15 protein-coding genes and 1 tRNA gene are annotated in these 18,153 nt (G+C 38.6%); 10 read left to right on the top strand and 6 right to left on the bottom strand.

All coding sequences use genetic code 11. The annotated features are described in order from the left end of the window. Positions 1–29: 29 nt before the first annotated feature. On the top strand, positions 30–1,865 hold the full coding sequence (locus tag IM793_RS13010; protein WP_227256244.1) for a beta-galactosidase family protein: 1,836 nt from the start codon (positions 30–32) through the stop codon (positions 1,863–1,865). 60 nt (positions 1,866–1,925) lie between these two features. Further along, positions 1,926–2,957: a cellulase family glycosylhydrolase gene (locus IM793_RS13005; RefSeq protein WP_227256243.1), complete on the top strand. Its 1,032-nt coding sequence runs from the start codon at positions 1,926–1,928 to the stop codon at positions 2,955–2,957. 122 nt (positions 2,958–3,079) lie between these two features. Here IM793_RS13005 and IM793_RS13000 read toward each other — a convergent pair whose 3' ends face one another. Next, positions 3,080–3,706: a Crp/Fnr family transcriptional regulator gene (locus IM793_RS13000; protein WP_193421990.1), complete on the bottom strand. Its 627-nt coding sequence runs from the start codon at positions 3,704–3,706 to the stop codon at positions 3,080–3,082. A 414-nt stretch (positions 3,707–4,120) separates the two neighbouring features. On the opposite strand from IM793_RS13000, the gene IM793_RS12995 reads away from it, so the two are divergent. Beyond that, positions 4,121–4,193, top strand: a tRNA-Lys gene (locus IM793_RS12995). A 443-nt stretch (positions 4,194–4,636) separates the two neighbouring features. Here IM793_RS12995 and IM793_RS12990 read toward each other — a convergent pair. Then, complete coding sequence (locus IM793_RS12990) at positions 4,637–4,936, bottom strand: PIN domain-containing protein (RefSeq protein WP_227256242.1); 300 nt, start codon at positions 4,934–4,936, stop codon at positions 4,637–4,639. Next, a complete protein-coding gene (locus IM793_RS12985; RefSeq protein ID WP_193421988.1) occupies positions 4,923–5,153 on the bottom strand; it encodes a hypothetical protein in 231 nt (76 codons plus the stop codon). The genes IM793_RS12990 and IM793_RS12985 overlap by 14 nt, the downstream gene beginning before the upstream one ends. A 478-nt stretch (positions 5,154–5,631) precedes the next feature. Between IM793_RS12985 and IM793_RS12980 the strand changes: the two genes are divergently transcribed. Next, on the top strand, positions 5,632–5,808 hold the full coding sequence (locus IM793_RS12980; RefSeq protein WP_193421987.1) for a hypothetical protein: 177 nt from the start codon (positions 5,632–5,634) through the stop codon (positions 5,806–5,808). A gap of 98 nt (positions 5,809–5,906) precedes the next feature. Here the strand turns inward: IM793_RS12980 and IM793_RS12975 are convergent, their stop codons facing one another. The 3 genes from IM793_RS12975 to IM793_RS12965 form a co-directional block, all read right to left on the bottom strand. Further along, the gene (locus IM793_RS12975; RefSeq protein ID WP_193421985.1) at positions 5,907–6,317 is read right to left on the bottom strand and encodes an ester cyclase; all 411 of its coding nucleotides are present in this window, start codon (positions 6,315–6,317) and stop codon (positions 5,907–5,909) included. Positions 6,318–6,435: 118 nt separating this feature from the next. Then, positions 6,436–6,951: a Crp/Fnr family transcriptional regulator gene (locus IM793_RS12970; RefSeq protein WP_227256241.1), complete on the bottom strand. Its 516-nt coding sequence runs from the start codon at positions 6,949–6,951 to the stop codon at positions 6,436–6,438. 603 nt (positions 6,952–7,554) lie between these two features. Beyond that, positions 7,555–7,941 carry a helix-turn-helix domain-containing protein gene (locus tag IM793_RS12965; protein WP_193421980.1) on the bottom strand — a complete coding sequence of 129 codons (387 nt, stop codon included), beginning with the start codon at positions 7,939–7,941 and terminating at the stop codon, positions 7,555–7,557. A gap of 101 nt (positions 7,942–8,042) precedes the next feature. On the opposite strand from IM793_RS12965, the gene IM793_RS12960 reads away from it, so the two are divergent. The 6 genes from IM793_RS12960 to IM793_RS12935 all read left to right on the top strand — a co-directional run bounded on the left by IM793_RS12960 (position 8,043) and on the right by IM793_RS12935 (position 18,145). After that, the gene (locus IM793_RS12960; protein WP_193421978.1) at positions 8,043–8,756 is read left to right on the top strand and encodes an SDR family oxidoreductase; all 714 of its coding nucleotides are present in this window, start codon (positions 8,043–8,045) and stop codon (positions 8,754–8,756) included. Positions 8,757–10,168: 1,412 nt separating this feature from the next. After that, complete coding sequence (locus IM793_RS24980) at positions 10,169–10,276, top strand: hypothetical protein (protein WP_370629785.1); 108 nt, start codon at positions 10,169–10,171, stop codon at positions 10,274–10,276. 348 nt (positions 10,277–10,624) lie between these two features. Continuing rightward, the gene (locus IM793_RS12950; RefSeq protein ID WP_193421976.1) at positions 10,625–11,791 is read left to right on the top strand and encodes a retropepsin-like aspartic protease; all 1,167 of its coding nucleotides are present in this window, start codon (positions 10,625–10,627) and stop codon (positions 11,789–11,791) included. A 1,278-nt stretch (positions 11,792–13,069) separates the two neighbouring features. Beyond that, complete coding sequence (locus IM793_RS12945) at positions 13,070–13,366, top strand: hypothetical protein (protein ID WP_193421974.1); 297 nt, start codon at positions 13,070–13,072, stop codon at positions 13,364–13,366. A 331-nt stretch (positions 13,367–13,697) separates the two neighbouring features. Continuing rightward, positions 13,698–14,966: a TlpA disulfide reductase family protein gene (locus IM793_RS12940; RefSeq protein ID WP_193421972.1), complete on the top strand. Its 1,269-nt coding sequence runs from the start codon at positions 13,698–13,700 to the stop codon at positions 14,964–14,966. Continuing rightward, entirely contained in the window at positions 14,963–18,145 is a 3,183-nt protein-coding gene (locus tag IM793_RS12935; RefSeq protein WP_193421970.1) for a SusC/RagA family TonB-linked outer membrane protein, read from the top strand. The genes IM793_RS12940 and IM793_RS12935 overlap by 4 nt, the downstream gene beginning before the upstream one ends. The last annotated feature ends 8 nt before the right edge of the window (positions 18,146–18,153 follow it).

Raw genomic sequence — 18,153 nt, 5'->3', positions numbered from 1 at the left:
TTGATTTTTTAAATAATAATACATCTTAAATGAAACCTACCCTAAAACACGTAATGATTAAAGTAATTTTAATTACTTGTTTTGCCAGCTTTAGTGCATTTGCACAGGTTAAGCATACCTTTAAACTTGCAGACTCTGTTTTTCTGCTCGATAATAAACCTTTTCAGATCATTTCTGGAGAAATGCATTATCCCCGTATACCTAGAGAAGCCTGGCGCGACAGAATGAAAATGGCTAAAGCCATGGGCTTAAATACGATTGGTACCTATGTATTTTGGAATGTACACGAGCCTCAGAAAGATCAGTTTGATTTTTCTGGTAATAATGATATTGCCGAATTTGTGCGCATTGCAAAAGAAGAAGGCTTATGGGTATTGCTTCGCCCTAGTCCGTATGTATGTGCCGAATGGGAATTTGGCGGTTATCCATTTTGGTTACAGAACATTAAGGGTTTACAGGTAAGGAGTAAAGAAGCACAATATTTAAAAGAATATAAAGAATATCTTACAGAGATTGGTAAACGTTTGGCGCCGTTGCAAATTAACCATGGTGGCAACATCTTAATGGTACAGGTTGAAAACGAATATGGTTCTTATGGGAATGACAAAGAATACCTGAAAATTAATGCCCAACTGTTTAAGGATGCCGGTTTTGATGGCGTACTTTCAACCTGCGATCCCGTTCCGGCACTAGAAGGAGGGCATTTGGCGGGCTTGCTTCCAGGCGTAAATGGTATTGATAATCCAGCTCAGATCAAAACGTTAATCAAGAAATATAACAATGGTTCCGGACCATACTTTGTGCCAGAATGGTATCCGGCCTGGTTCGATTGGTGGGGTACAAAACACCATGAGGTAAATCCAAAAACTTACGCCAATAAGCTAGATACTGTACTTAAAGGTGGAATTTCTATTAATATGTACATGTTTCATGGCGGTACAACCAGAGGGTTTATGAATGGGGCAAACTTTAATGATTCTACAGCTTTCGAACCACAGATTAGTAGTTATGATTATGATGCACCTTTAGATGAAGCGGGTAATGCAACAGCAAAATTCATGCTTTTTCGCGAAGCAATTAAAAAGAATCTGCCTGCAAACCAAACACTTCCAGATGTACCCGGTACTAAGCCAGCAGCGGCATTGCCTGTAATTACATTTACCAAATCAACGGATGTTTTTAGCCTGATTGGAAAACCAAAGTTAAGTGAACAACCACTAACCTTCGAAGCCCTTAACCAGCCCTATGGTTTTGTATTGTACAGCAGCACAATAAAAGGCGGACGTAAAGGTGTAATCAAAATCAACGAGCTGCGCGATTATGGATTGGTATATATCAATAAAAAACTTGTAGGTGTTTTAGACAGAAGGCTTTATCAGGATAGTTTAGTGATTAATCTTCCTGCCGGCAATGTACAATTGGATATTTTGGTAGAAAACATGGGGAGGATTAATTTTGGCCCTTACTTACTTAAAAATAATAAAGGGATTACCAAAAACGTAACTTTTAATGGTAAAGAAATTAAATTGTGGAAAATGTATCCATTGCCATTTGATAAAATAGATACCAAAAAAATACAGCCCAAAGTAAGTAGCAAATCTGCAGCAGTACTTAAATCAGCTACCTTTAACTTAACAAAGGTTGCCGATACTTATTTAGATATGCGCAAATGGGGAAAAGGACTGGTTTGGGTTAACGGACATAACTTAGGTAAATATTGGGGTATTGGACCACAACAAACCATTTATTTGCCAGCAGAATGGCTTAAAAAAGGAAAGAATGAAATTGTAGTTTTTGAACTGCTTAAACCCGGGCAGAAGACATTAACCAGTTTAGATAAAGCCATTTTAAATGAGTTAAAATAATAGCATTTCGATTTTCATCTGAATTAACGCCTCACTAACCAAATATTAATTACAAAACCTATGAAAATTAAAACGCCAATTGTAACGATGGCCGTTGTGTTAAGCGCATGCTTAATGGGCTGTAAAAAACAAGAGTTAGTTACAGAGACTCCAAAGGCTGAAAAAGCGAGTGTAGAATCGGTAGGTGCTGCAGGTATTGCAGGGGTAAACTGGGCTGATGGCCGTGATAATTTTGTTGATGGCTGGGTTATCCCGTCAGGATTAACCGCCGGTGATAATTATACCACCGTATCGGCAAAGGCAAATGCCATTTTAACGGGTTTTCAAACAAACATGCCTGGCGTAAATACAGTTAGATTACCCATTAATCCTCCTAGTGTAGCAGAAGCATGGTGGGGTGCTTATACTGGTGCAATAGATCGCGCATTGAGCAAAAATATGAAAGTAATTCTTGCTTGTTGGGAAAGCGCGTCTTCCCACAATGGTACCATTGATAATACCACTCAGTTTTGGGCCATGTGGCAAACCGTGGTAGACAAATATGGTAGCAATGCCAATGTATATTTCGAACCTATGAATGAGCCATATAGTTATTCGCTTGCTCAGTTAACAGCTATTTATGCCGAATGGTTATCCCGTTATCCTAACGTAAGCAAGGGGAGGATTCTATTAGGCGGTACAGGCTATTCGGAAAATATAACAGGTGTTGGTGCCGATAGCCGTTTTTCGGGTTGTTTGCTGTCCTTGCATAACTATGCTTTTTGGGCTACCCGATCTCAATCTGCATGGGAAAGCGATTGGAGAAACCGTTTTGGCAATTACGCAAGTCGTACCGTTGTTACGGAGTACGGCGCGGCTATGACCACAGGCAAAAATTACACAGGTTCTGTCGGAAGTGACAATGAGATTGCCTACATAGTCGGTTCTACCAATGTATTTAGAAATGATAAAGTTGCCAGCGTATACTGGCCGGGGCTTAGAGACAACGACAGTTACAGTATCCAGAACCGCGGCGGAAGTGGCACTAATATTACTTTAACCACAACAAATGCATCAGGATTGAGCCGTATCAGGTATGGATGGGGTTTATAATATGATTTTAATTGGGAAAAAAGCCCTCTGCTAATTATATGCACTATCATTTTGGTCAGAAATATTGCACAAACGTTTGATTCATGTCTGGAATGTGCTTTATAAGCAACCTGGCGTAACTATTATTTTTCAGTAGGTGCTTTTTTCCTGATTCTGCTTAATGTTTCGAGTCTCATGCCTGTAAATGATGCTACATACTTTAATGGTACCCGGTTAATCAGGTTTGGATAAGAAATCAAGAACCTTTGGTAGCGTTTTAACGCGGTAGGAAGCCTGCAGATATAGGCTCTTTCAGATGCTCCCTGAAAATAAATTTCGGTCATCTTTCTACCTACATAGTTTGCTATAGGAAAATTTTCGTAAAGCAGTTTCGTCATTTCATGCGGAATGGCAATCGCAAATACCGGATCTATTGTTTCAATATACTCGTCAGAGCTTTCATTTTCCCATAAATTCCTGATGGTTCCTGCCAATTCATTTTCTGCAGCAATCCAGGTGGTAATCTTTTTATTCCCCATTTTAAGGTAGCCATGTACTGCTCCTTCTAAAATAAGGAAAATGTAGCGGTTGTATTTTAATGGCGAGGCAATATGTTTGTTTTTAGCAAAACGTACAGGGAATGTATCGCGGTTAATGATGTCTTCCATTTCTGGAGTAAGTGCATGGAAAGACCTGAAGACTGTAATAATTGGAGAGAAACCACCAAGCGCAGCCCATTTATCTTCACCATAAATATTTTCAATATTCATTGAGAAAAACGAGTGTGTATTAAAAAAAGTGAAAATAATTATAAAGATAAAAAAATCATTATTCTTCTTACAACCGAAGGGAATATTAATGCTGGAAGGTACAGAATTCATAAAATAATGGTGAATTAAAGTGTTGATTATTAATTTTATGGTTGTTTTAAGGTAAAAGGATGCAACCGATCTAAAATATTTTAGGTTCAGGTAGACGTATTCCTTTTATTGGTTTATAAATTGTAATTAGTAAGCTAGAAAAAATAGAAAAATGATTTTTTTTATTCGTATTTAACCTGATGATTCTTAAATATTTAACTTCATTTTATTCAGTTAATGTTAACTTTCTATTAAATATTTTGGGTTTACCTTTTGCAAGAATGGATTTAATTCCTAACTTCGCATCCTCGAAAGGGAGAAAATGATTCCGTAGCTCAGCTGGTAGAGCATTACACTTTTAATGTAGTGGTCCTGGGTTCGAATCCCAGCGGGATCACACCAAAGACTATCAAAATGTATAAAACCCTGCAATCGCACGATTAGCAGGGTTTTTGCTTTTAGGGAATTGTTAAAATACGCATGAAATCGCAAAAATTGGTGAGTGATTCGGTGAGTAAGGCAACGGTTAAAATTGACGCACCGAATTGTCTATAATCAATTAATGTACAAATTGTTATGAACCGAATATCTTGTGTGTTTTTAAGAAGCAAAGCTATGTTTGTTTTAACTAAAACCGAGAGATGATGAAGACCAATTTTAGCCTGCTTTTCTACCCTAAAAAGAAAAAGAGCTATGCAAGTAGAAATGTGGATCAAGTAAATAAGTTGAGGGGAGTTAAATAATATTTTACCAGTTCTTTAAATTCAGGTTGTCTATTTCCTTAAAGTGCTTGTCTTTGGTGTGTAACTTTAGGTCAAATTGCTTTGATACTGCGGCTATTCATATGTCATTCTCCGGTATTGGCTTACCTTTTTGCAACAAGACAGTTTTGATTAAGGCATAGTGATTTGCTGTTTCATCATCAGCAATAAGAACATTACACCTTTCTAGAAAAGAGTTGATTTGTTTAATGTGCTTTTTTGGGTTAGCTGATCTGTAAGCACCCAGATATAGTTCTCCTAGTACAGCAAAAGGAATGTTTATTTCCTCCTCTAAGGTTTCAAGAAACTCTGTAATTGTTGGATTGCCTTTAAATAACTCAATAACGATATTGGTGTCTAATAGGTTACTTCCAGTCATCTGGGTGGATTGTTTCACAAGATTCTGCAATTATACGTTCCATTTCTTCCGCCTCGTCTTTCGACCAGATTCCAGAAAAATCTTTTAAGCTTGGCGTTTTCTTAACTGTTCTATTATTGGTATTCTTTAATAGCTTCTCCAAAGCAGATAAAGTAGCATCACTCTTTACTTTGAGCATTTCTTCTATCAAATGTAATTTACGTGTTTCTATGTGCATGGATATGATATTGAGTGTTAACACAAAAATAAAGAATTATTTCTACAATAACCATAATCTTAAATCCTATGAATATGAGCAAATGACTTCGAGTTTTATTTTTTTCGTGATCTTTATTTCTCAATAAACTTATATCCCATCCTTAATCGATCAACAAAATCTTTAAAATCACCGTCATAGTGTTTCTTCAGTACCAATAGTTGAAAATGGCTCTTTTGAAAGAAACTAAGAAGTTCGCTATCGATAACCGAATTTAACAGCGCATATCTTCTCGGATTGTAAAACAGCATCGCAAAAAAAGCCGTGTTATAATGATATTGTAGCTTATGGATTTTTCCGCTAAGCCGCAACCGAAGTTCTAGCTTGTAGTAATCGCCCCTATCTTTCCATAGAAAACAAATTTCCGGCGTTTCACGGCTAAAGCTACATGGACTTGCGAATGTTTTAGGTGTAACTGCTGAGGCAATAAAAAACTTTAATGAAGAATCTATTGAGTATAATCTCAAATACTTTTACAAGTAACGACAATTCGACAATCAATGCCATTAATATCCAATGCTCGTTTAATCCATTAGATAAAGTGGTAGAACTTTATGAGTGCTTACTTGCCAGTGAGCGTGAAAAGGTGGAATTATTGAAAAAAGGAAATCAGTAGGCTTTCTATCAAGTTTTTAAAATACAAAGGGAGACGGTTCTTAGTGAACCGTCTCCCTTTATTTAAAATCATCTCGCTAGACTTTTGCAACGAAAGTTTTATTGTGGTATAGCTCCGATTTGAGTCATTAAAGCTAGCAAATCAGGTTGTCCTATTTCTTCTATGATCTGATTGTCAGACAAACGATAAATATTCATTGCGCTAACTGCGATAGGTTTTCCGGTTGCGGGTACGCCAAAGAAAGTTCCTTTATGAGTTCCCTTCATTGTAAATCTAACGGCTACTTTGTCATTCTCAGTGATCATATCTTCAATATTCCATTGAATATCAGGAAAGCCGCTGCGCATCATTCTTATAATCGTTAGATAACCTTTAGGCCCTTGCAACGGATCAGCCTGAAAAGGCACATAGAATTTCGCAGCAGGACTTATTAGTTGTTGAGCCAAATTTTCATCAGCAGTATTAATGAATTGTAAAAATTGATTGAAGAATTCTTTTGTTGCTCCCATTTTATATTTTTTGACTTGTAAAACTGAGTTATTATACAATGCAAAGATGGTTTACAAATCTCTTTCCAGCCAATAAACAAGCTTAAGAAAAAGTCTTAATGTAGTTTAAGGGTAACTTTTATTTTAATGATATATCTTTTCTGATTTTGCTCAGAAATTCAGGTGTGATGCCTAAATAGGAAGCTATCTGAGTATTGGGTAATCTTGAAGATAGCTCGGTATATTGTTCAAGAAAATCCAAATATCGTTGCTCTGCATTTGAACTGAAATTTTGTAACAAGCGGGTCTGAAGTTCAATAAATTTTTCCTCCACGATCACCCGAAAGTTTCTGTTAAACTTTGGTGAATTCACAAAAAGATAAAGCAAGTCCTGCTTCTCAATTTGCAAAATGGTAGAAGGTTCAATTGCCTCGATGAATAGTTTGCTTGGTTTTTCAGAATAGAAACTCCCCAGATCAGCAACCCAATCATTTTCTGCTGCAAACCTTAGATTATGTTCCGTCCCTTTTTCATCAATGCCATACATTTTAAAACAGCCTTTCTCAACAAATGTATAATGTTTGCAAACAAAGCCTTCCTGTAAGATCATCTGCCTCCGTTTTATTTTCCTTGGTGTTACTCTTTCGGAAAGCAAAATTATTTCATCGGAATTTAGACGAAGGTACTTTTTAAAATATTCAATTATAGGTTGTATCGTCAAGTTTTTGATATTAAGCCTGTTTAGTTTTTACAGAAAAGAGTTCCTAAATAAATCAGCAATTTAGAGCTGCAAAAATAGAACTAAATTCTTTAAATCATTAACAATGATAAATTGGATAAATGGATTTTAATTAATTTAAGCAAAGTTAAAAGGACTAAAATTAATTAGATATATGGAGGCTGCTCTGTCGCTTTTCAGATATAACGTCATCTGCTTATCCCGTAATCCTGTGATTTTCCCTTTGCCTTTTTTTTCTTACGTTTGGATGGTTCAACTGGATTCTCTTCGGGTGCGATGTAAACAGGCTCCATAAGAAGACTTAACAGGTCAGTACCTATTTTTCCAGTTGTAGAAATCATTTCCCCGACACTTTCAAATACTCCTTCAGCCCCGAAGAGCCCCATCGTGTTCTGATTTTACTTTACAGTTTGTCCCGTACTAGAATTTCTTTACAGTATTGAAAGTGAGTAAGTTTGAAGTTGCCCGGTCGTCAATTTGTGACGCATATCGGTTTAAATATTGGCGGCGGTTGTTTTTTCAATTCCATTCCGTCTTAACTTTTTCACGGTGTAATAGTCCCCACTCTCTCAATGCCACAATTACAGCACCAAGCGAATTTGTGTATTCTGTTAGTTCGTATTCAATGCCTACAGGTTTCGTGTCATAAACACGTCGGGTTATAAAACCGTTTAATTCTAATTCTTTTAGTTCGTGTGAAAGCACTTTTGCAGAAATTTTACTTATTGTCCTTTGAATTTCACCAAAATGCTTGTTGCCTTCAAGCATTGCAACCAAAATTGGAATCCTCCATTTTCCACCTAATACATATAATGCGTCTTGTATTGGTCCTAATGAGGATTTACATTCCGTTAGATTAGCAAATAGTTCGACAGATTTATTTAGTTGTTTGGTTATCTCAGTCATAAAGTTAATTACTTAAAGGTAAGTGGTTACATTTAGGTAACTACTTACATTTTGTAAGCAATTTAGGTATTTTTGGGACACTAAAATTAATAAGTAAGTAAATGAGGAAAACTATTGTAATAATTGGTGCCGGTCCAGGTGTTGGATTTGCTGTGGCACAACGTTTTGGGAAAGAAGGCTATAATGTAGCGCTTTTGGCAAGAAGTGAAGAAAAATTAGATAATTTGGTTAAACAGCTTGAAGAACAAGAAATTTCGGTTGCTTCTTTTTATGCTGATGTTTTGGATAGAAATTCTTTAAAAGATGCTTTGTCTGCTGTAAAAAAACAATTTGGTTCTATTGATGTTATTGAGTTTAGCCCAACTCCTTCAATGGAAACCATGCGTACGCCAAGAAATATTGACGTTGAAAATGCAGCATTCCATTTAGATTTCCAATTGTTAAGCGCAATTACCGTAGTACAAGCGGTGCTGCCTGATATGCTGTCTAAAAAAGAGGGAAGTTTATTATTTACAACTGCTTCGTCTGCACAAAAACCAACTTCTCTGACAGCAAGTTTCGGAATTGCTGCTGGTGCTTTGTTAAATTATATCCGTGTGCTGAACAACGATTTGTTATCCGAAAATATTTTTGCAGGGATTGTGTCAATTGGTGGGTTGGTGTATAATACCAGCGAACCCGACCAGGAATTATTAAAACATTTCCCTCAGGGAATGCCTGTTATTTCATCAAAAGAGGTTGCGGAAACACATTGGAAAATGCACTCTGAAAAGAAAGAAAACGAAATCATACTCGGAAAAACTTTTGCATTTTAAGTAGAAATAAATACAGCGTGACTAAATGTTAGTTGTGTTTTTTATGGTAGTCGTAATTTATAATTGCTACCACTGGTCTTAAAATTGGCGATGTGGCGGATTTTTGGCTCTGGTGATCACCAAGCCTATTTTGTAGTTTCGTAAGAATTCCTGCTTAACTTCATACTATACCTGAACGAGTTCGACTTTGAGCTGAGGGTAGACTAAAGTAATATGGTTGAGCATGTCCGGCATTTCACATTACATAAAAGATTTTTCAACAGCCTGTTTTTCTACCTGGATTTATTACAAATTATCTTTACGAATCATTTTTATTGGAACAAAAAGAGGCGAAATCTGGTCGCCTCTTTTACAATCATCATTTCACCAAACAAACTTAATCTTTCTTTTTCAGCGAGTGCAGCCGCTTTCTGGCTTGCTTCGCCTCTTCAGCCGTTTCTCTGGCAACTTCTTCCGTATAGGCTTTTTCCGACGCCTCGGCTTCGAGCTTGATGGTGTTCTCTTACATCGCCTTGGGATTACGCTGTAGGTCGTATCTGCCCAATGTCCCCATCTTGGAGCTGTCTGTCTGATCGCACGAAATTTGATGTCATTGGCAGCAAGAAGGTTGCTTTCGTAGTTCTGGTACAGAGCTGTTCCGAAAGATGATGCTGTGATTAGGAAACAGGCGGTTACACCAATGATGAGGTTTTTTGACCAGGCTACGAAATGGTGGTGATGTTCGTTTTTCACGGTGACGACCTTTGGCATGGTACACACGTGGTCTTTAACCTGATCTTCTGATCGTCATAACGCTTGTTGGATTTTTCTATCTGGCCAGAGATGCTAGCTAAAGTCTCCTTGTATTGTTCTAAAAGTGTCTTGAGAAATTCCGGCAGTTCGTTTTCGATGACTTCCATCCGCTTAACTAAGCCCAGAATGAGTTCTTCGGCCATCGTTATTTTTTCTTCTAATTCGTCCTGTTTGATAACATTGAATTTTGTTGGTGGATAGTTTGTTTATTTATCTGGTTACTCCTTGGGATTGCTCTGCCTGGTATTTCTTTCGTTTCCTGCGGGCTATTTCTGCATCTCCGACCGGGATCACACCAAAGACTATCAAAATGTATAAAACCCTGCAAACGCACGATTAGCAGGGTTTTTGCTTTTAGGGAATTGTCAAAAATCACATGAATTCACAAAAATTGGTGAGTGATTCGGTGAGTAAGGCAAAATGGTTAAAATTGACTCACCGAATCGTACATAATCAACTATTGTATAGGTTGTTAAAAACTGAACATCTTGTGTATTTTTAGAAGCAAAGCTATGTTTGTTTAACTAAAATCGAGAGATTATGAAAACCAATTTTAGCCTGCTTTTCTATTTGAAAAACCAAAAAACTATTTTAAAGGTGCTGTTCCTGTTTATTTAAGGATTACCGTTGACGGAAAACCTGTAGAAATATCCGCCAGCAGAAAATTTGAACCGGAATTGTGGAACACCAAAGCGGGTCACATGATCTGTACAAAAGAAGATTTTTAGCTAGCTGTTTTCGCCCTTTAAATTATCAAAAACTCATCATCAGAAAGTAGAATTTTGATTAGATTTATGGATTTATTTTATGAGAATCGAACATTAGAGAAACGTTTTTAAGAGTTCATATTACAAACATTAGAATAGATTTTCGGCACTGGATGATTGTCAAATAACCAGGGATTAATGGTAGAAATAACACTGTATATGTGGATATTGTCATCAATGACGAGAGTAGATCTGCCTCTCCATGTACATGGAGACCAAATCAATTTGGGATGTTAATTATAGTTAAAATTCCCGCGCACGCTTATCCGCTTCCCTAATTTTAGTTAGTTTCGGATTTAAAACAGGAACATGTATAGAATTTTATTTATCACTTTTTTTTTGCTTATAACTGAGTATAGTTTCTCGCAGAGTTTTTCGTACAATAAAGGAGGAACAAAAGCAACAAATTATTTTGAGGAAATACCCTATCAGGATATAAATGGCAAAATGATAGTTAAAGTAAAAATCAATGGGATCGATTATAACTTCTTGTTTGATACAGGGGCTCCGATGTGCCTGAGTTCAAAAATTTTAACTGCAGTAAATGCAGACAAACTTGAGAATGATCAGGTAAAAGATGTAAATGGAAACAAGACTTCTAGCTCGACAGTCATCATTAAGGATATTGCCTTAGGTAACCTTAACTTCAGTGGTATACCAGCGGTTGTCGGAGTTCCCGACTTTTTTAAATGCTGGAATGTTGAAGGCATTATAGGAAGCAACTTACTTAGGAATTCGATCATCCAAATAAACAGCCAGAAAAAAACTATAATCATAACCGATCTTACTGAGAAGCTTCAACTAGGCGACAACAAGGGAATTAGCCTCTTTTTAGACACCATTCAGAGCTATCCTGTATTTAAAGTGCAGCTCTCAGGGAATTCAACAATGAAGGTAAATTTTGATACAGGTGACAATGGCCTGCTCTCACTTTCTGAAACTTCGATGGAACAGCTTAAAAAAGCGAAAGTTTACGAAATAGTCACAAAGGGTTATGGAGCCAATCAGATAGGAGCATTTGGCATGGAAAAGGATAATGAGAAGTTGTTATTGAAATTCCTAACTTTTAACATTGCTGACGTACATTTAAAAAATGTTATGACTGTAACGAGTAAAGGGTCAGGAGCAAGATTGGGCTCTAAAATGCTTAACTATGCTATCGTTACCATTGACTTCATAAACAAGAAGTTTTATTTTGAAGGCAATGCTAAAGAGATAGATTTGGCTGAAAAGCAGTGGCCGTTTCAACCAACTTTTAACAACAATAAATTGATTGTTGGCCTCGTTTGGGATGAAGCAAGTGATAGCGTTGCTTTAGGCGAACAGATTGTCGAAGTTGACGGTATTCGTTTTGAAACCGTAGATTTTTGTGATCTGCTCAATAAAAAGTCAATTCTTGAAGGGAAAGAAAGGTCTATTATAACCTTAAGGTCTCAAGACGGCAAATTAAGAAAATTAGAAGTTGAAAAGAAATGAGATGTGTCCTGATAATTCTCATAACACTATTGTATAATATCAGTTTATCCACAATCGGCAGAAAAACAGCAAAGAAATTTGGAAGCATTTGCGAGGCTTTACGGTTGTGTCCAATTTTCACCCTTCTAGTAAAGCGCCCAGATACCCTGATGAAAGTTAAGCAGGGGCTGGCTTGAACTTTGATGACTATGCCTCGAAATTGAAATAAAACTCTTTGATAATTAGATAAACTTATAACCTGTAGCTGAAGCATATGTAAAGGCTAAATGTTCTTAAATTAAATATCATTATTTGCTGCTTCTTCCTTCAGTTACTGCTGGTTTCCAGATTTGCCAATATATCATGAAATTTATACTATTCCAGTCTGGCGTTAAACTTTTAAAGATTTTAAATGCTGACCGAATCTTTTCAGAATTATTTTTTCTTTCTCACTAATCATTTCATTACCAATTAAAATATAATCAGCAAAGGCTTTTATATTTTATTTAAAATTGTCATGTAATTACTTGACATTAAGTTTTTTTTAATTACATTTACATAATAAAAAATAAAACCAGTAAAGGTAAAATTAAGAGTCTTGCAACCTCAAATCTCACGCCGTTGGAGCAGGACAGCAGATTTTATCCCATTTCTTATAGCGGAATAGCTATCTTTAGCTTCCAAAATAAGAGTGGGCTTCTGCTGTAATTCCATTTCAACGTAAGGCGTGAGAAACATTATGAGGTTATGGTTTGGGAAGCCCACTTTTCCTCTCTCCGCCAGGACTCATAACATACGATTATGAGCAAACAAAAAATATATTGGATTAACTGGTTGGTACTTCCCGCGGTGAGTATACCCCAATATGTTATTTTAATTGTTCATCATTTTCAAGTATTTCTATGCCAGTTCCTGTTAAGTTGCCCATTTGATCGGCTTTATGCCTTGAAACCCAGGAATCCGGAGTGATTTTCTGAGATGGGGCAGGTTGGCTATTTATGATTAATATTAAATAAGGTTCTTAATGATGATAGCCTGCCTCATTTTTTATTTGCTTTCAAACGTGACGCCCGGTTTCTTAGTTTATTTTCCCTTCCATTGTCTGTTTTTTGCGTTTGAAAAAATAATCGGTTTTGCTGTGATTGGTATGCCCGGATTTTAGGCCGAGGTCGACTTTTTCCTGCTGCTTAACCTGTTATGCAATTGGGTGCAGTGGAGGCTTTAGCTGTTCAGGAATGTTATTTCCAGATGCGGTCTTTGCTTTTGTTAATTAATGTTTTACCAAAATTTTTGCTTTTGATGAAGAACAACAATAGTTATCTGCCACTTTTTTTTCTCTGTTGGGCTTTTCTTTATACGCCATTGGCTTTACTGGGTGTTTTTACTGTGCCCGGTAGTGGGCAGGAGGTAGTTATAGCCCCGAAATCTGACTCGGGGCAGGTGTTGGGAAGTTCAGGTAAGAAACAGGTGGAGAGCAATAATTTTGGTTGTTTCTTGTCTGTTTATGATCCAGTTCCTGGTATTTGGGATTGCGGGGATAATCATATTGTTCCATTTTGTTTAACTGATAATCCCCCTGGGTATGGCACTAAGTAAGTATTATGGTTTCGACAGGCTTTATGCCTTGAAACCTAAAAACCCGGTGTGACTTGCTTTAGCCCTGCTTTTCTTGTTCTTAGTGGAAATAGGTTCTTTAATAATGGGCCGGGCTGGCAGGGTTTATCTCTATTTATATTTCAACTTAACCAATACTAACCATCAGCTATTTTTTTTGGTGTAGCCTGTTTATGCCAAAAATTTTAAAGGGCTTAAGGTAATCAATGCCGTTTCCGCCTGGTCCGCAAAGCAGGTACGGCAGGCTTTAGTCCGGTTTTTATGCCGGCTAAAGCTTTTGAGATGCTAACTGCTGCTGATTAAACCAAAATTTATGAAACAAATTATGTTAACAGGCTTTATTCTGTTGTTCAATTATACACTTTTCGCACAGGCTAATACCTGGGCATTAAAGGTGGGCGATGTGCTGCCTGCCAGTTTTTGGTCTGCAGAGCACCTGGCTTTTGAGCGGGGGCAGGTATTAAAAAAAACGCTCAACGAATTGAAGGGGGAAATTATCGTCCTTGATTTTTGGGCCACCTGGTGCGGCCCGTGCATTGCAGATATGCCAGGGCAGCAAGCGGTGCTCCAAAATTATCACGGAGCGGTTGAAGTGGTGCGGGTAAGCAAGGAAAAGGCAGAGCTGGTGCAAAACTTTTTCAGTTCTAAAAGGAACGTTTTGGGCAATGGCTTAACCTCTATTATTGCAGATACTGTGCTGAATAAGTCTTTTCCCCATAAATTTATTCCGCACCTGGTTTGGATCGGTCGCGATGGAAAAATATTGGGTTTTACCACGGCAGCGTCCTTCACAAAAACCAACATCGATAACATTATTTCAGGTAGAAACGAACTGGTTTCTTATTATGATTTAAATGGGAATGCCCCATTGTTTATGGAGCAGCTGCCTGGCCAGGCGGTGGCCATTAATATCATGGTTAAAGGTAAAATTGAGGGACTCGGCGCCGGATTTGAAAAGCGGGATGGGGGCAAGAGTGCCGGGCTATTGGTTAAAAACGCTACCCTCAGGAATATTTACATTCAGGTTGCCCGGCGGGCTTTTAACTGGTTCTCTCCGGCCAGGATGGTACTCGCTTTCGAAGATAAGGACGATTTTGAAAATTTAAAATATGCCCCCGCTGAACTCTGGAATATCGATTTTTGGCAGCCTAGGGCCGATAGCAGCCACCTCTACCAAAATCTCTTACATTTTATCAACACTAACTGCGGATACAGCGCCGTGGTGGAGCTAAGGGAGCAGCAATGCCTGGTGTTAAAATACAACAAAAGCGATCCGTCAAAGCTCATAGCTAAAGGGGGTGTGGCGGCCAATACCGTATTCAGGGAAAATGGACAAATTACCAATGGGAAGATAGAATGGTTGCGCATGCGGCTGGAAGAGCAGCCCTGGGTGGCTATGCCTGTTATGGATGAAACGGGCATAGATTTCCAGATTGACCTGAAGGTGCCAATGTGTGCGAGTGTTAAAATGCTCAACAGTTACCTCAATGGCTACGGCATAAATGCGGTCTTAGAGCATCGTTCCATACCCATGGTAGTGCTTAGCAAAAACCAGGTTTTAAATCTAAATAGTAAACCATGAAACATTTTTTATTAATGATAATGACATTGCTGGCCTGCAAAGGTTTCGGCCAGAGTTTTTCGAAAGTAAAAATTATAGACAGTGCCTCCGGCTTGCCCGTTAGTGGGGTAGAGGTGAAAACAGGGGCCAGGTTAATGGCCATTTCTGATCAGGATGGTGTTGCGGTCTTGAATGAAAAACCCGGGATATACAACTTTACTTTTAAATTTTTGGGTTACAAACTCCTGGAGAGGAAAATTGAGCTTCCGTTTGATCAGTTGTTGGTGGTCTCGTTGATTGCGGAGGTGAAGCAGCTTGAGGATATCCAGATTAATACGGGCTACCAGAATTTGCCCAAAGAAAGAGCCACGGGTTCTTTCACCCAGTTGAACAATAAAATCTTAAATCAGCAGGTAGGAAAGGATATTTTAACGCGGCTCGAGGCGGTTGCTTCGGGCCTGATGGTCGATCGGTCGACCAATGCAACCGGCAAAATTATGATCAGGGGGTTAAGTACCATCAGGGGCCCGAAATCTCCGCTGGTTATTTTAGATAATTTCCCCTACGAAGGCGATATCAATAACATTAACCCGAACGATATCCAGGACATCACTATCCTTAAAGATGCTGCGGCATCGAGTATATGGGGAGCAAGGGCTGGCAATGGGGTAATTGTGATCACGTCTAAAAAATCAAAATTCAATAATCCGCTACAGGTTGATTTTAACCTGAATACCTCAATTGCAGATCGGCCCGATCTTTATAAACTCCCGCTGGTTTCGTCTGCTGATTATATCGAAAATGAAGTTTTTTTATTTGATAAGGGATTTTATAATTCGCAGATCAATGCGGTAACCAGGCCGGTATTAACCCCTGTTGTAGAGATTTTGGTGGCCAGGAATAATGGTGCATTATCTGCCGCCCAGGCACAACAACAAATTAATGCCTTAAAGTTGCTCGATGTTAGGGACGATTTTTTGAGGTACAAATATACCAACAGCGTTAATACACAGGGCAGTTTAAGTTTAAGTGCCGGAAACGAAAAACTGGCCTGGATTGCATCTTTAGGTTACGATTACGGCAAATCAGATCTGTCTGCCTTATCTAAGCGCTTTACAAACCGGTACCAGATCACCTTCCGGCCTGTTGCCAGGCTTGAGCTGAGCGGCGGCATAAATTATACCAGGAATAAAAATGCATCAGGCAGGCAGGGATTTGGATCAATTGGTTTTATCGGTAATTCTTTATATCCGTATGCCAGGCTTGCTGATGAAAATGGCAATGCCCTGGTTTTGCAAAAAGAAAGAAGACTGAGCTATCTCCAGGCTGCAGCAGGTGGCCAGCTTCAGGATTGGTCGTATTACCCGCTTAACGATGACCGGCACATTATAGGTAATTCTTCCCTGAATGATATAAACCTGAACGCAGGAATAAAATACAAACTTCCTTATGCTTTTACCGCCGAGGTAAAATACCAGTACGAAAACCAAAGTTTTGAAAATAAAAATTTATATGATAAGGATAGTTACTTTGCCCGGAACCTGGTGAACGATTTTGCCCAATATGTAAATAATGTAGTGATATACAAATTGCCCAAAGGCGGCATACTGGATAACAGCAGCAATAACCTGGAAGTACATAATCTAAGGGGGCAGCTAAACTATAATTTTACGGGGGGCGACCACCAGGTTGATGCTTTTATTGGAGCAGAAGGAAGACACGCAAAACTCTCAGGCAGGTCTTCCAGGTTATATGGGTACAATGAGGAGAACTTATCTTTTGGCTATGTAGATTATACCACCCAGTTTCCTTCTATTATTACAGGGGCCGGTTCATTAATTCCTGACGGAAACAGTATAAACGAAAATACAACACGGTTTGTGTCGCTTTTCGGCAATGCAGGTTATACCTACAAGGGCAGATATACGCTTTCGGCAAGTGCCAGAAAAGATGCTTCTAACAACTTTGGGGTAAACATAAATAACAGGTGGAACCCCTTGTGGTCTTCGGGCATGAGCTGGAACCTAGGCAGCGAGCCTTTTTTTAAATTAAAATGGGTGCCCCAGCTTAAAATCAGGATGACTTATGGCGTTTCGGGCAACATAGACCCTTCTATGACAGCGGTTACCACGATTTTTTATACCGGAACCTCTGCATACCTTCCTGAACCATCGGCCAGGTTCAGCAATTATGCAAATCCGGAGCTGCAATGGGAAAGCCTGGGCATGTTTAATGCCGGGTTAGACTTTGTACTTTTTAATGGGCGCATTTCGGGAACGGTTGAGTATTACAGGAAAAACGGCAAAAAATTGTTTGGCAACTCGCTTTTAGATTATTCTGGTGGCGTTGGCGCATCAATTCTGAAAAATGTGGCCAGTATGAAGGGTACCGGATACGAAATTCAATTGCAGTCGAAGAATATCGACAGGGATTTTAAGTGGGGCACCGATCTGAGTGTGAGTCTCTATCATGATCAGATTACCGGTTATTTTATCTCCAATTTACAGGGAAGCACTTTGGTGGGTAACCCGGGCAGCCCGCCGATATCCGGAATTATCGGGAGCCCGGTATATTCGGTGTTCGGATACAAATGGGCAGGGCTCGATCCTGTAAACGGAGATCCGCAGGGTATTTTGAATAACCAGGTCACCAAAAACTATAGCGCCTTAACAGGTAGTTCTACACAACTGTCCGACCTGGTGTATTTCGGTTCGGCATTGCCTACCGCATTTGGGCTTTTCAGGAATACCTTTTCATACCGGCGTTTTGAGCTGAATATCCAGATGAGTTTTAAGGCCGGTTATTATTTCAGGCGAAACTCAATTACCTACAATACCATGTTTTCTGGCCTGGCTGCCCATAGCGATTTTTCTAAAAGATGGCAAAACCCGGGTGATGAAAACTTTACAAATGTTCCTTCATTGGTATACCCAAACTCAGTGGCGAGAGATAATTTTTATAAAGGTACTGAAGTATTGATCTCAAAAGGCGATCATGTACGATTTCAGTACATCAATTTGAATTACACATTCAAGCTGCCACAGGGATTGATCAGATCGTGCACAATATTTTGTGTTGCATCAAATCTGGGCTTGGTATGGAGGGCAAATAAAGATGGTATTGATCCTGATTATGGAAATAACTTAACAACGGTAGCGCCCGGGAAAACATTTTCTGCCGGTTTTAGGATGGGGCTCTAAAAAATAAT

This window comes from Pedobacter sp. MR2016-19 (assembly GCF_014947265.1).
GTDB lineage: Bacteria > Bacteroidota > Bacteroidia > Sphingobacteriales > Sphingobacteriaceae > Pedobacter.
The sequence above is the reverse complement of the archived record's forward strand: the minus strand, read 5'-3'. Positions and strand labels throughout refer to the sequence as shown.

What these genes read in the sequence shown, in the direction of transcription:
- IM793_RS12980 (WP_193421987.1), top strand. Translation starts at nt 5,632, where the DNA reads ATGAAGAATCTATTGAGTATAATCTCAAATACTTTTACAAGTAACGAC.
- IM793_RS12985 (WP_193421988.1), bottom strand. Translation starts at nt 5,153, where the DNA reads ATGCACATAGAAACACGTAAATTACATTTGATAGAAGAAATGCTCAAA.
- IM793_RS12960 (WP_193421978.1), top strand. Translation starts at nt 8,043, where the DNA reads ATGAGGAAAACTATTGTAATAATTGGTGCCGGTCCAGGTGTTGGATTT.
- IM793_RS13000 (WP_193421990.1), bottom strand. Translation starts at nt 3,706, where the DNA reads ATGAATATTGAAAATATTTATGGTGAAGATAAATGGGCTGCGCTTGGT.
- IM793_RS13005 (WP_227256243.1), top strand. Translation starts at nt 1,926, where the DNA reads ATGAAAATTAAAACGCCAATTGTAACGATGGCCGTTGTGTTAAGCGCA.
- IM793_RS12940 (WP_193421972.1), top strand. Translation starts at nt 13,698, where the DNA reads ATGAAACAAATTATGTTAACAGGCTTTATTCTGTTGTTCAATTATACA.
- IM793_RS12990 (WP_227256242.1), bottom strand. Translation starts at nt 4,936, where the DNA reads ATGACTGGAAGTAACCTATTAGACACCAATATCGTTATTGAGTTATTT.
- IM793_RS12965 (WP_193421980.1), bottom strand. Translation starts at nt 7,941, where the DNA reads ATGACTGAGATAACCAAACAACTAAATAAATCTGTCGAACTATTTGCT.
- IM793_RS12945 (WP_193421974.1), top strand. Translation starts at nt 13,070, where the DNA reads ATGAAGAACAACAATAGTTATCTGCCACTTTTTTTTCTCTGTTGGGCT.
- IM793_RS13010 (WP_227256244.1), top strand. Translation starts at nt 30, where the DNA reads ATGAAACCTACCCTAAAACACGTAATGATTAAAGTAATTTTAATTACT.
- IM793_RS12935 (WP_193421970.1), top strand. Translation starts at nt 14,963, where the DNA reads ATGAAACATTTTTTATTAATGATAATGACATTGCTGGCCTGCAAAGGT.
- IM793_RS12950 (WP_193421976.1), top strand. Translation starts at nt 10,625, where the DNA reads ATGTATAGAATTTTATTTATCACTTTTTTTTTGCTTATAACTGAGTAT.
- IM793_RS12975 (WP_193421985.1), bottom strand. Translation starts at nt 6,317, where the DNA reads ATGGGAGCAACAAAAGAATTCTTCAATCAATTTTTACAATTCATTAAT.